This window comes from Bradyrhizobium sp. RDI18, assembly GCF_043203335.1.
Classification (GTDB): domain Bacteria; phylum Pseudomonadota; class Alphaproteobacteria; order Rhizobiales; family Xanthobacteraceae; genus Bradyrhizobium; species Bradyrhizobium retamae.
Window position 1 is genome coordinate 5992282 of record NZ_JBICRN010000008.1, and the last position, 12686, is coordinate 6004967.

Here is a 12686-nt window from a genome sequence, read left to right on the forward strand (position 1 = left end):
CTTTGTATCATGCGACGATACACCCCTCAGGGGGCTCGTGCCGCAGCGGTTAGCTCGCCGCTTCCAGTCGTTCTTCGGTCAATAGCCGCATCGCGGCGTCGGCGTCCATCGGCTCGCCGAAGGCAAAGCCTTGCGCGTATTCGCAGCCCAACTGATAGAGCTCGACCGCATCCGAATCTGTCTCCGCGCCTTCCGCCACCACATCCATGCCGAGGTCATGCGCCAGCGCAATGATCGATTTGAGGATTACCGGCCGCGTGCCGCGGCTGGTAGTGCGCACGAAGGACTGGTCGATCTTGATGGTGTCGAAGGGGAAGCGCTGCAGGTACGCCAGCGAGGAATGGCCGGTGCCGAAATCGTCCAGCGACAGTCCGGTGCCGAGTTCGCGAATGCGCGCCAGCATCTGCGCGGCATGCTCCGGATTCTCCATCACGAGCGACTCGGTGAGCTCGAGCTTAAGCGTGCCGCGCGCCACCGACGAACGCGACAGCACGGTGCGGATATCGTGGATCAAGTCATGGCGCAGCAACTGCCGCGAGGAAACGTTGACGGAGGCGAAGATCGGTTCGCGCGAGCGCATCGCGCGCTGCCATACCGAGAGCTGCCGCGCCGTCTGGTCCAGCACGAACATGCCGAGATCGACGATCAGGCCGATTTCCTCGGCAATCGAGATGAATTCCGACGGCGACATCCGGCCGAGCTTGGGATGGTCCCAGCGCGCCAGCGCCTCGAAGCCGGCGATCGAGCGATCTTCCAGCCGCACGATCGGCTGGTAGAGAATGGTGATTTCCTGCCGCTCGATGGCTCGGCGCAATTCGCTTTCCAGCGTCAGGCGGTCGGTCTTTCGCGCGCGCATCGCCGGCTTGTAGACGTCGATGCGGTCGCCGCCGATCCGCTTGGAGTGATACATCGCAAGCTCGGCGTCCTTGATGATCTCGTCGGACAATTGCGTCTGCGGATCCGACAGCGCGAGCCCGATGGACGCGGTCAGGAAGATCTCGCGGTCGTTGAAGGCGATCGGGGCGCGGATGGTCTTGCGGATGGTTTCGGCGAAGGCGGTGATGCGCGCCGGGTCCTGTTCCGACATCAGGATCAGGCCGAACTGGTCGCCGGCCAGCCGCGCCAGCGTATCCTGCGGTTTCAGGATGCGCGTCAGCCGCCGCGCCAGCGTCAGCAGGATGGAGTCGCCGACCGCAATGCCGACGGAATCGTTGACCTGCTTGAAGCGATCGAGGTCGATCACCATCAGCGTCGGCCGCAGGTTCGGCATGCTCTTGGCGAAATTCGCCACCGCGCCCAGGCGATCCATGAACAGTTTGCGGTTGGGCAGGCCGGTGAGATTGTCATGCACGGAGTCGTGCAGCATGCGCTCTTCGGCGTTCTTGATTTCGGTGACGTCGGTCAGCGTTCCAACCACGCGCGAGACTTCGCCGTCGGAGCCGACCACCGGGCGCGCCTTCAGCGCGAACCACATGAAGTGGCCGTCAGGCGTGCGCAGGCGGAAATCCTGCACCAGCCGGCCGCGGCGCTGGTCGAGCACGCTGTCCAGCGCGGCGCGGAAGCGATCCTGGTCGAGCGGGTGCAGCACCTCCAGCCATTTTGCGGCCGGACCTTCCAGCGTGCCGCGCTTCAGCCCGAGCAGGCTTTCGGTCTCCGGGCTGGTGAATACCTTGTCGGCTGAGACGTCCCAGTCCCAGATCAGGTCGCCGGAGCCGGTCAGCGCCAGCGCGCGGCGCTCGATGTCGGAGACAATGCCGGTTGTCGCGCCGCCGCCGGCGAACGCGTGCTGCATCACCGTAAATCCGATCAGCATCACGATCAGCACGAGGCCGCCAAGCAGCGCCGGACCTACGATGTCGTTGGTGACGCTTCCCGCCACCGTCATGCCGGCGGCGATCACCCAGACCACCAGCAGGAACCAGGTCGGGATCAACAGCACCGCGCGGTCGAAACCATGCGTCGAGAGATAGACGATCAGCGCAAAGCCGGCGAAGGCGATCAAGACCAGCGAGATGCGCGCAATACCCGAGGCGACCGCGGGATCGAACAGCGCCAGCGCTACCAGCGATCCGAGGAAGGCCAGCCAGCCGACGGTGATGTGGGAATAGCGCACATGCCAGCGGCTTAAGTTGAGATAGGCGAACAGAAACACCAGCAGCGTCGCCGCGAGGATCGCTTCGCCGGCCGCGCGCCAGACGCGCTCGGCATTGTTCGACATGTCGAGCACCTTGCCCCAAAAGCCGAAATCGACGCCGATATAGACCAGCACCGCCCAGGCAAGCGCCGCGGCGGCGGGGAACATGATGCTGCCCTTCACCACGAACAGGATCGTCAGCACCAGCGCCAGCAGGCCGGAAATGCCGATCACGATGCCTTGGTAGAGCGTGAACGAGTTGACCTTGTCCTTGTAGGAGTCGGGTTCCCAGAGATAGAGCTGCGGCAGCTTGTCGGTGCGCAGCTCGGCCACGAAGGTGATGACGGCGCCGGGGTCGAGCGTGATGCGGAAGATGTCGGCGGTCGCGCTCTCCTGCCGTTCGGGGCGGTCGCCGGTCGACGGCGTAATGGTCGCGATGCGCGACAGGCCGAGGTCGGGCCACAACAGACCCGATGACACGATACGATAGTGCGGCGCGACGATCAGACGATCGAGCTGGTCGTCGGTATTGTTGGCAAGCGCGAACACCACCCAGTTTTGTCCGCCCTCGCGGGCGCGCACTTCGATACGGCGGACGATGCCATCGGTTCCCGGCGCCGTCGAAACCTGGATACGATCGGTTTCGCTGCGCTGATGGTCGAGCACTGCGGTGAGATCGATGGCAGGCGCGTCGCTGCGGACGCTGACCGCGTCGATGGCATGCGCCGCAGGCGCGGCCATAACAATCATGAGGCCCAGCGCGACTAGCGCAAGGCACCTGATCAGACGCAATGTCAGTACTCCGCGACCAACGATTCTCCCGGCCCAGCGAACGGGGTCGGCGTTGCCGCGATAAATGACATGAAAGCGAAGCAAATCAAAGGGTTTCCACCCGCGCTTCGCTTGCGATCGGTTAGACCGCCAACACAATTTTGCCAATATGTGCGGAGGTCTCCATCCGCCGGTGCGCGTCGGCCGCTTTTTCCAGCGGGAATGAGCTGTCCATCAGCGGTTTTACACGTCCCTCGCGCAATAGCGGCATCACCTTGGCCTCGATCGCGGCGACCATCGCTGCCTTATCCGCATTAGTACGGGGGCGCAGTGTGGAGCCGGTATGGGTCAGTCGTTTCACCATCACCTTGGCAATGTTGACGGTAACCTTGGGGCCGTTGAGCGTCGCGATCTGCACGATACGGCCGTCGACCGCAGCAGCGTCATAGTTGCGATCGACATAGTCGCCGGCGACCATGTCGAGGATCAGGTTGGCGCCGACATTGTTGGTCTCCGCCTTGACCACGGCGACGAAATCTTCGGTCTTGTAATTGATCGCGCGGTCGGCGCCGAGCTTGAGGCAGGCGTCGATCTTGTCCTGAGAGCCGACGGTCACGATCACCTTGGAGCCGAACGCTTTCGCAAGCTGGATCGCCATGGTGCCGATGCCGGACGAGCCGCCGTGGATCAGAAGCGTTTCGCCGGGCTTGAGCGCGCCGCGCTCGAACACATTGTGCCAGACGGTCATCAGCGTTTCCGGGATCGCGCCGGCTTCCTGGATCGACAGCGACGGCGGCACCGCCATCGCCTGCGCGTCTTGCGCAATGCAATACTGGGCGTAACCACCGCCCGCGACCAGCGACATCACCTTGTCGCCGAGCTTGTGCTTTTTGGCGCCTTCGCCGAGCGCCACCACTTCGCCCGCGATTTCAAGGCCGGGCAGGTCGCTGGCGCCGGGCGGCGGCGGGTAAGCGCCGGAACGCTGCGCGACGTCGGGGCGGTTGACACCGGCGGCCATCACCTTGACCAGGATTTCGCCTGGGCCGGGCGCTGGAACGCTGCGGGTTTCGGGCAACAGCACTTCGGGGCCGCCTGGCTTGCTGATGCCGATGACGGTCATTTGCGCGGGCAGCTTTGACATGATTTGTCCTTGTGAAAGGCTGAGAATTGAAGGCGGCCCCTGATTAGCCAGCCCGGCTGCGGCTGGCAACCGCTTGAGGGATCAGCAAGCCGTTACGAACCGGCGGAAGGAGGAAACGCATGGCGATCGAAGACGACGACAAGCCGCGGAAGAAGATTACCCACGAGATCGGTCAGGACCTGTCGCTGCTGTCGGTCGAGGAACTGACGGAGCGGATTGAGCTCTTGAATTCTGAGATCGCGCGGCTGCAAGAGGCAGTCACCAAAAAGCGCGCGTCGAAGGATGCCGCGAACAGTTTTTTCAAGACGTAGAATTCAAGCCGCGACCTCCTCTCGCCGTCGTCCCGGACAAGTGAGCGCAGCGAACGCGATCCGGGACCCATACGCCGCGGCCTATCTTGTGGCAGGCCGTTGGCCGATTATCCCTTCATTATTGCCGCCGGTGGTTATGGGTTCCTGCGTTCGCAGGAACGACAAGGAATTTGAGTCAACATCAAACTCGGCCAATGGCCGACATGGCAAACAATCCCTAAAGAAAATCGTTCGTTTACGGTCCGTTAAGCTTTCTCGATTATGACTGTCATCGTCCTCGTTTGGACACCGAGTGGCTCCTGTCCACTCTGTTTGACGCCTCCCTGTTATCAACTTCAAAAGCCGCCGGAAACGGCGGCTCTTTTTTGTGCTCTCCACGGCTATTTTGTGCCCCCACGAGCTGGAAACCATAAATCCGGTTGCCGCTGGACTCTCGACTTCGCCCGAGCAATGATTTGTTCATCATAAGCCGGTGGTTCACAGCCGGTTGGGGCAAATAGTGGCGTGAGGGCGTTAACCATGGCGGACCGTTCGCAAAGCGAACCCGCGCTCGTTCTGTTCAGCGAGCGGCTGACTAATTCGGCGGCGTTCGGAACTCTCTTCCGGGAAGGCATGGATCTGGTCGAGGAAACCGCCGCCTATCTCGATGGCGACGGCCGCACCGACGCCAAGGCGCTCGAACGTTCTGTCAGCCTTACTTACGCAACCGAAAGCATGCGCCTGACCACCCGCCTGATGCAGCTTGCGTCATGGCTGTTGCTGCATCGCGCGGTCAAGGAAGGCGAGATGACGCTGACCCAGGCCAATCGGGAAAAGACCAAGGTCAAGCTCACGGCCGCCGATCCCGGGCCGGAGGACATGATCGAGAAGCTCCCGCAGCAATTGCAGGATCTGATTGCGCGATCGATGAGCCTGCAGACGCGGGTCCGTCGCCTCGACATCTCGATCCACGCGGCGCCCGCGGAACGCGCGCCGATCGGCAATCCGCTGGTGCCGCAGCTCAACAGGTTGAAAGCGGCGTTCGAGCAGTAGGTCCGCACACTCTCTCCGCCGTCATTGCGAGCCAACGGGTCGCGCGAATGCGCGCCCGATGACAGGCTCCGCGAAGCAATCCATAGCTCCGCAAGTGGAGGCGTGGATTGCTTCGCTGCGTTCGCAATGACGGGGATAGGATCGCGCCAAACAAAAACGCCCCGGCTTGCCAGGGCGTTTTTGCACTTCTGATGGGTACGGAAGGGCCCGAAGACCCTCAATCCTTCTTGAGGAAGCCCGAAAACTTCTTCTGGAAGCGCGACACTCGGCCGCCGCGGTCGAGGATCTGCTGCGAGCCGCCGGTCCAGGCCGGGTGCGACTTGGGATCGATATCGAGGTTCAGCTTGTCGCCTTCCTTGCCCCAGGTGGAGCGGGTCTGGTATTCTGTCCCGTCGGTCATCACGACCGTAATCGTATGATAATTCGGATGAATTTCGGCTTTCATGGCATATCCTTCGGCGCGCCGGCGCCCGTCTCAACTGTCAGGGGATACGGGATTTGGCGGCTCTATAGCTCAGGAAGCCTGTCAAAACAAGCTACGTATATGTCTATGTCCTGATTGGGAATCTCCCGGATTTGCCAGAGGGGGCCGTGGAGGCCTATCTGGGGGCAGAGAAACGGGTCGGATTTCATGAGCGCAGTGGAACAGATTGAAGCCCCCCGCGGCACGCCGCCGCGTGACGCCCTGCTCGAGGAAGAGGCCTTCATCGAGAGCCAGTTGACGCAATCGCCGGCCAGGACCGGCGTCCGGCTGCGCCCGCTGCTGGCGCTCGCGCCCTATGTTGCGCGCTACCGCGGGCGCGCGGCGCTCGCATTGATTTCGTTGACGGTCGCGGCGATCACCACGCTGATCGTGCCGATCGCGATCCGGCGCATGATCGATTTCGGCTTCAGTCCCGAAGGCATCGCCCTGATCAACAGCTATTTCAGCGTCATGATCGCGGTCGTCGCGGTGCTCGCCGCCGCCAGCGCGTCGCGTTACTACCTCGTCATGACGATCGGCGAGCGCATCGTTGCCGACGTCAGGCGCGACGTGTTCGCGCATCTGATCTCACTCTCGCCCGCATTTTTCGATTCCGCGCGTTCGGGCGAGTTGGTGTCGCGGCTGACGGCCGACACCACCCAGATCAAGTCTGCGGTCGGCGCCTCGGTATCCATCGCGCTGCGCAACATGATGCTGTTCATCGGCGCCGCCACCATGATGGTGATCACGAGCCCCAAGCTTTCAGGCTTCGTGCTGCTGGCGATTCCCGTGATCGTGATCCCGCTGGTCGCCTTCGGGCGCTGGGTGCGGCGGCTGTCGCGCAACGCGCAGGATACGCTGGCGGACGCCAGCGCGTACGCTTCCGAGCTGGTCGGCGCGATCAGGACCGTGCAGGCCTATACCAGCGAGCGGATGGCCACCGCCCGCTTCGGCGGCGATGTCGAACAGGCCTATGAGGCGGCGCGCAGCTCGACGCGGGCGCGCGCGGTGCTGACGCTGATCATTATCTTCATCGTGTTCTCCAGTGTGGTGGCGATTCTCTGGGTCGGCTCGCACGACGTGCTGACCGGCCAGATCACGCCGGGCCGGCTCGGTCAGTTCGTGCTGTATGCGGCGTTCGCCGCCGCCGGTCTCGGACAGCTTAGCGAGGTCTGGGGCGAAGTCTCGGCCGCCTCCGGCGCCGCCGAGCGGCTGTTCGAGATTCTTCGGGTCAAGTCGCAGATCACGGCCCCGCCGCAGCCCGTCGCGCTGCCGCAGCCTGCGCGTGGCGACGTCGGGTTCGAGAACGTCAGCTTTGCCTATCCGGCGCGGCCGGATGTGCTCGCGATCGATGAGGTTTCGCTCTCGGTCAGGGCGGGCGAGAAGGTCGCGATCGTGGGTCCCTCGGGAGCGGGCAAGAGCACGCTGTTTCATCTCCTGCTGCGGTTCTACGATCCGGCCAAGGGCACGATCTCGCTCGACGGCGTACCGATCAAATCGGCGGATCCGCTTGACGTGCGCTCGCGGATTGCGCTGGTGCCGCAGGACTCGGTGGTGTTTGCGGCCACCGCGCGCGAAAACATCCGCTTCGGCAGGCCCGATGCCACCGACGCCGAGGTCGAGCGCGCCGCCGATCTCGCGCACGCCACCGAATTCCTGCGCAAGCTGCCCGGCGGCTTCGAGGCGCAACTCGGCGAGCGCGGCGTGACGCTGTCCGGCGGCCAGCGCCAGCGCATCGCGATTGCGCGTGCGGTCCTGCGTGACGCGCCGCTACTGCTGCTCGACGAGGCGACGTCAGCGCTCGATGCCGAAAGCGAGACGCTGGTGCAGACCGCGCTGGAAGAACTGATGCGCCACCGCACCACGCTCGTCATCGCGCATCGCCTCGCCACCGTGCTTTCCTGCGACCGCATCATGGTGATGGACCAGGGCAGGATCGTCGAGCAGGGCACGCATGCCGAGCTGGTCGCGGCGAACGGGCTGTACGCGCGATTGGCGCGGCTGCAGTTCGAGGGCGTGTAGCCGATCAGTGGGGTGAGGGTGTTATGCCTTCCATTCCATCTTCAGCACCGGCCGGCCCGAGGTCGGGTTCACATCCTCGCCGGCATGGACAAAGCCGTTGCGCTCGTAGAAGCGGATCGCGCGGGCGTTGTCCTTGTTGACGAGTAGCGTGACTCGCTTCGGAGAGATGCGCTTGGCCTCTTCGACCAACCGGTGAGCGACGCCGGAGCCCCAGTGCTCTGGCGCAACCACAAGCTGGTCGAGATAGCCTTCGCGATCGACAGTGACAAAACCGACCAGCGCGCCGGCCTCCTGTTCCGCGACCACAATCTCGGCTTTCGGTACGAGATCGTTGCGCCAGCGACTGCGCCACCATTCCAGCCGTGAGGTGAAGTCGATCTCGGGATACGCCTCTTGCCAAGTGCGATGCCACAGCTCAATTGCCGCTGCTTCATCATCTGCACGGTAGAGGCGAGTGTGATATGCCACTACCGTTCCGTCAGCTTCAGCTCGATGCGGCGGTTGCGCTTGTAGGCGTCTTCGTTGGGCGCTGAATCGAGCGGCTGGAATTCGGCAAAGCCGGCGGCGACCAGCCGTTGCGCGGGAACGCCGAGGAAAACCAGATATTGCACCACGGAGATGGCGCGCGCCGACGACAATTCCCAGTTCGACTTGAACAGCGGCGAGTTGATCGGCCGCATGTCGGTGTGGCCGTCGACACGCAGCACCCAGCCGATCTCGCTCGGTATCTGCTTGTCCAGATCGATCAGCGCGGTGGCGAGTTTGTCGAGTTCGGAGCGGCCCTCGGGAAGCAGCACCGCCTGGCCGGTATCGAAGAACACTTCCGACTGGAATACGAAGCGGTCGCCGACGATGCGGATATCGGGGCGGTTGCCCAGAATGGCGCGCAGGCGGCCGAAGAATTCCGAACGGTAGCGCGACAATTCCTGCACGCGTTGCGCCAGCGCGACGTTCAGGCGCTGGCCGAGATCGGCAATCCGTCCCTGGGATTCCTTGTCACGCTTTTCGGAGGCTTCCAGCGCTTCCTCGAGCGCCGCAAGCTGGCGGCGCAGCGCGCTGATCTGCTGGTTCAGCACCTCGATCTGGGCGAGCGCGCGCGAGGTCACGGCCTTTTCGGATTCGAGCGCCTTGTTGAGCTCGTTAGCGCGGCCCTGGGCGTCGCCTGCACCGCTCAACCCATCGTAAAGCCCCTTGATGCGGTCGCGTTCGCCTTCCGCGGCGGCGAGGCCGGCGCGCAATTGCGCGAGCTGGTCGTCGAGCGTGATCTTGCCGAGCTTTTCCAGCGACAGCAGGTCGTTGAGCTGCGCGATCTTGGCGTTGAGTTGTTCGAGCGCCTTGTCCTTGCCGGTGACCTCCTGCGACAGGAAGAATTGCACCACCAAAAACACCGACAGCAGGAACACGATCGACAGCACCAGCGTCGACAGCGCGTCGACGAAGCCCGGCCAGTAGTTGAAGCCGGATTCACTGCGGCGGGCACGGGCGAGAGCCATTTATTGTCTCCGGTATCCTGTCCCGGACGCGGTGCGGCGTGCAACGCCGCTCCGCAGTGCCGGGACTTAGAGTGCTTGCATTGACCCCGGCTCAGCGTCGCATCACTTGCGTGCTGCGCCGCGTCCGGAACACGAACTTTTCACTTCAGCTCTTCTCGGGCTGTCTGGCGATCCGCTCCAGGAGCTTCTTGATCTCGCGGTTTTGTTCGCCCTGACCGTCGGCCCATTCGCGGATCATCTGCTGTTCGGTACGCATATGCGCAACCAGGCCCTGGATCGCCTCGGCCAGATTGGCCATCGCCGCCGTGGTGTTGCGGCTGCCGCCGCTCTCTTCCACCACTGCGCGGATACGTTCCATCGCGTGCTGCAGTTCGCCGCCGATCCCGGAACTGCCATCGCCATATTCGCGCACGGTGGAGGCGAGCCAGTCTTCAAGGTCGGTATAGAAGCGGTTCTGCGCCTGGCTCGACTGCAGGTCGAGAAAGCCCAGGATCAGGGAGCCCGCGAGGCCGAACAGCGAGGACGAGAACGAAATACCCATGCCGCCGAGCGGCGCGGCCAACCCCTCTTTGAGGGTGTCGAACAGCGAGCCGGCATCGCCGCCGACTTTCAGGCCGTCGATCACCTTGCCGACGGAACCGACGGTTTCGATCAGGCCCCAGAAGGTGCCGAGCAGGCCGAGGAAGACCAGCAAGCCCGTCATGTAGCGGGAAATATCGCGGGCTTCGTCCAGCCGCGTCGCAATCGAATCCAGCAAGTGCCGCATGGTCTGCTGCGATATCGTCATTCGCCCGGTACGCTCGCCGCCGAGGATTGCCGCCATCGGCGCCAGCAGGGTTGGGCGCCGGTCCATTGCGAGCCCCGGATCGGCGATGCGGAAACTGTTGACCCAGGACACCTCCGGATAGAGCCGAATCACCTGCCGGAACGACAGGATGATGCCGATCAGGAGCACCCCGCCGATCAGAGCGTTAAGGCCAGGGTTGGCAAAGAACGCCACGGTGATCTGCTTGTAGAGCACGACCGTGACCAGCGCGCAGAGCACCAGGAACACGAGCATCCGCACCAGGAAAATCCGTGGTGAGGACAGTTTGCTCAGTTCGATTTCCATTTCGGAGCGGGAGGAGGGGCCTGAAGGCATCTGCGGGGTGTCATCCGGTTACGAAAAGCCGCGCTGGCGCCAATATGGCACAGCGGGCTGGAGAAAAAAGCTGGCAAGCCGCGATTTCGGGCAGACGGTGGAACCTCTTCCCGAAACCCGGCTTTGACATCAGCGTATTTTGGAACGGTTCGATGTCCAACCGGGATTTTTCATGAGGAGCCCCGCCCAGAGCGCTCGGCAGTGGCGCTGTCGCGACTGCCGGTTGCGCACCAGCCCGTTCTTCCCGCGGCCGCTGCCGCCATCATCCGACCCCGGAGGATCGCGTTAGCCCACAGCGGGTACCGGTTTTTGAAGAGGATCGTGCCAAAAAGGGAGGGAGTGGTCATGAGCTTCGTCTCCGCGATCATGGGCACCGCCGAGCAGGTGCCGCTGCCCGACGTCATTATCCGGGCCGCCATCCACCAGCTCTGCTCACGCACCGCCACGAAGCTCGCCACCGGAAATGCAGAAAGCGATGCCTGGCTCGCCGACGAAATCGAGCGCGTGCTTCGCAAGGTCCATGGCGGCGAGACTGCGCGGTGGATGCGGCGCTGGCGCTGGTTCCTGCTCGCCACCGCGGGCCTGTTCGGTTACGCCGGTGGCAGCGAGTGGGGCATCAGCCATTACCGGCTCAAGGCGGCAGCTTAGCCCGGCATTAACCGATTCGTGCCGGATGCCTCCCGCGCGGTCATCTGCTGCAATTGTATGCAGTGAAACGGCGGGTTCCCGGCCGTCTGTTTCCGACCAAACGCAATGGAACCGTCTCACAATCAAGTGAATCTGGGAAAATCGGCGGTAGTTCAGTGTGATAGCGTTGTGTGACATTGGGCCGCCGCGAATCCGTATTGCGTCGCAGCAGCCTGCCCCTATCCTATCTTCCATCAACCGTGAGTTCTCAAGACTGCTTACGACAACGTCGCGAATGCTCAATTCGCGCCCTCCAACATGAACTGGGGCAATGCTTTCAATGTCCGGACTACGAACGCAATCGGCATGCATCATTGTGATGTTGACTGCGATGGCGCCGCTTTTGGCTGGCTGCAACGAACCGACCGCCGCGACCGCGGCGGCAAAGCCGCCCGAGCCTGAAGTAGGCACTTTCACCGTCAGATCTCAGCCGCGCGCCATCGTTCGTGAATTGCCCGGCCGAATCGCACCCACTCGGGTCTCGGAAGTCCGCGCGCGGGTTTCGGGCATCGTCGTCGAGCGCCTGTTCCAGCAGGGCACCGAGGTGAAGGCCGGCGATCCGCTCTACCGGATCGACCCCAAACCCTTCGAGGTGGAACTGCAGGCGAGCGAAGCCGCGCTGGACAAGGCGGAAGCCGCGCTCGATCTCGCCACCCAGCACGCCCGGCGCATTGCGACGCTGACCAGCCAGCGCGCGGCGCCCGAGGCCGAGAACGAAAAGGCCATCGCAGCCCAACGCCAGGCTGAGGCTGAAGTTGGCAGCCGCCGGGCCGATGTCGCCCGCGCGAAGCTCAATCTCGACTATGCAACGATCCGTGCGCCAATCAGCGGCGTCGTCGGCGCCGCGCTGGTGAGCGAAGGCGCCCTGGTGGTGCAGAACGAGACCACCAGCCTCGCCACGATCCAGCAGCTCGACCCGATCTACGCCGACTTCACCCAATCGATCGCGGAGATGAACAAGTTGCGCCGTGCGCTCGAAAGCGGCGACCTCGACCGGATCGCGCCCGACGTGGCCAAGGTCCGCCTCGTGCTCGACGATGGTCCGGCCTATTCGATTCCCGGCAAGCTTCTGTTCTCTGATGCAAAGGTCGACGCCTATACCGGGCAGGTCACGCTGCGCGGACAGTTTCCGAATCCGAATCGCGAACTACTGCCCGGCATGTATGTCCGCGTCCTGATCGAACAGGGCATCGATTCCGATGCCATGGCCGTGCCGCAGCAGGCGATCCAGCGCGATGCCGGCGGCGCCAGCGAGGTCTTCGTGGTCAAGGACGACGGCCGCGTCGCGACGCGCAGCCGGTCCGCACCGGCCCGATGCAGGACGGCGTGTGGCTGATCAGCGAGGGCCTCAAGGAAGGCGACCGCGTCATCGTCGACGGGTTCCAGAAGTTTGTTGCCGGCGACAAGGTCAAGGCGAAGGCATGGATCGATGCGGATGCCTCGGTTGGCTCGATACCGGCAGCACCGGCAGCGCAAGCGTCCCGCTGAGAC

The 12686-nt window shown here is 63.6% G+C and carries 9 protein-coding genes and 2 pseudogenes; 5 read left to right on the forward strand and 6 right to left on the reverse strand.

Features of this window, described 5'->3' with window-relative positions:
- Positions 1-49: 49 nt before the first annotated feature.
- Together ACFXS9_RS37920 and ACFXS9_RS37925 are read right to left on the reverse strand one after the other, a co-directional pair.
- Positions 50-2926, reverse strand: coding sequence for an EAL domain-containing protein (locus tag ACFXS9_RS37920; protein WP_392698348.1), 2877 nt, complete (start codon positions 2924-2926; stop codon positions 50-52).
- A 121-nt stretch (positions 2927-3047) separates the two neighbouring features.
- On the reverse strand, positions 3048-4046 hold the full coding sequence (locus ACFXS9_RS37925; protein WP_392698349.1) for an NAD(P)H-quinone oxidoreductase: 999 nt from the start codon (positions 4044-4046) through the stop codon (positions 3048-3050).
- A 119-nt stretch (positions 4047-4165) separates the two neighbouring features.
- On the opposite strand from ACFXS9_RS37925, the gene ACFXS9_RS37930 reads away from it, so the two are divergent.
- Together ACFXS9_RS37930 and ACFXS9_RS37935 are read left to right on the forward strand one after the other, a co-directional pair.
- Positions 4166-4357 carry a DUF1192 domain-containing protein gene (locus tag ACFXS9_RS37930; protein ID WP_392698351.1) on the forward strand — a complete coding sequence of 64 codons (192 nt, stop codon included), beginning with the start codon at positions 4166-4168 and terminating at the stop codon, positions 4355-4357.
- 519 nt (positions 4358-4876) lie between these two features.
- Entirely contained in the window at positions 4877-5389 is a 513-nt protein-coding gene (locus ACFXS9_RS37935) for a DUF1465 family protein (RefSeq protein WP_392698353.1), read from the forward strand.
- 217 nt (positions 5390-5606) lie between these two features.
- On the opposite strand, the gene rpmE is transcribed toward ACFXS9_RS37935, so the two are convergent.
- Positions 5607-5834: a 50S ribosomal protein L31 gene (gene rpmE, locus ACFXS9_RS37940; protein ID WP_057833964.1), complete on the reverse strand. Its 228-nt coding sequence runs from the start codon at positions 5832-5834 to the stop codon at positions 5607-5609.
- Between the two features lie 186 nt (positions 5835-6020).
- Here rpmE and ACFXS9_RS37945 point away from each other — a divergent pair, with 186 nt between their 5' ends.
- On the forward strand, positions 6021-7874 hold the full coding sequence (locus ACFXS9_RS37945) for an ABC transporter ATP-binding protein/permease (protein WP_392698355.1): 1854 nt from the start codon (positions 6021-6023) through the stop codon (positions 7872-7874).
- Between the two features lie 21 nt (positions 7875-7895).
- On the opposite strand, the gene ACFXS9_RS37950 is transcribed toward ACFXS9_RS37945, so the two are convergent.
- The 3 genes from ACFXS9_RS37950 to ACFXS9_RS37960 form a co-directional block, all read right to left on the reverse strand.
- Entirely contained in the window at positions 7896-8342 is a 447-nt protein-coding gene (locus ACFXS9_RS37950; protein ID WP_392698357.1) for a GNAT family N-acetyltransferase, read from the reverse strand.
- Positions 8342-9367, reverse strand: coding sequence for a peptidoglycan -binding protein (locus ACFXS9_RS37955; RefSeq protein WP_334372711.1), 1026 nt, complete (start codon positions 9365-9367; stop codon positions 8342-8344). The genes ACFXS9_RS37950 and ACFXS9_RS37955 overlap by 1 nt, the downstream gene beginning before the upstream one ends.
- Positions 9368-9512: 145 nt before the next feature.
- Positions 9513-10508, reverse strand: coding sequence for a flagellar motor protein MotA (locus ACFXS9_RS37960; protein WP_392698359.1), 996 nt, complete (start codon positions 10506-10508; stop codon positions 9513-9515).
- A 489-nt stretch (positions 10509-10997) separates the two neighbouring features.
- Between ACFXS9_RS37960 and ACFXS9_RS37965 the strand changes: the two are divergent.
- Positions 10998-11156, forward strand: a pseudogene (locus tag ACFXS9_RS37965) (class I SAM-dependent methyltransferase); the annotation flags it as partial.
- Positions 11157-11475: 319 nt separating this feature from the next.
- Positions 11476-12683: pseudogene (locus tag ACFXS9_RS37970) on the forward strand (efflux RND transporter periplasmic adaptor subunit).
- The last annotated feature ends 3 nt before the right edge of the window (positions 12684-12686 follow it).

Bases quoted from the DNA above. Each gene is read 5' to 3' on its own strand.
- rpmE (WP_057833964.1), bottom strand. From the start codon at position 5,834: ATGAAAGCCGAAATTCATCCGAATTATCATACGATTACGGTCGTGATG.
- ACFXS9_RS37930 (WP_392698351.1), top strand. From the start codon at position 4,166: ATGGCGATCGAAGACGACGACAAGCCGCGGAAGAAGATTACCCACGAG.
- ACFXS9_RS37945 (WP_392698355.1), top strand. From the start codon at position 6,021: ATGAGCGCAGTGGAACAGATTGAAGCCCCCCGCGGCACGCCGCCGCGT.
- ACFXS9_RS37935 (WP_392698353.1), top strand. From the start codon at position 4,877: ATGGCGGACCGTTCGCAAAGCGAACCCGCGCTCGTTCTGTTCAGCGAG.
- ACFXS9_RS37925 (WP_392698349.1), bottom strand. From the start codon at position 4,046: ATGTCAAAGCTGCCCGCGCAAATGACCGTCATCGGCATCAGCAAGCCA.
- ACFXS9_RS37960 (WP_392698359.1), bottom strand. From the start codon at position 10,508: ATGCCTTCAGGCCCCTCCTCCCGCTCCGAAATGGAAATCGAACTGAGC.
- ACFXS9_RS37955 (WP_334372711.1), bottom strand. From the start codon at position 9,367: ATGGCTCTCGCCCGTGCCCGCCGCAGTGAATCCGGCTTCAACTACTGG.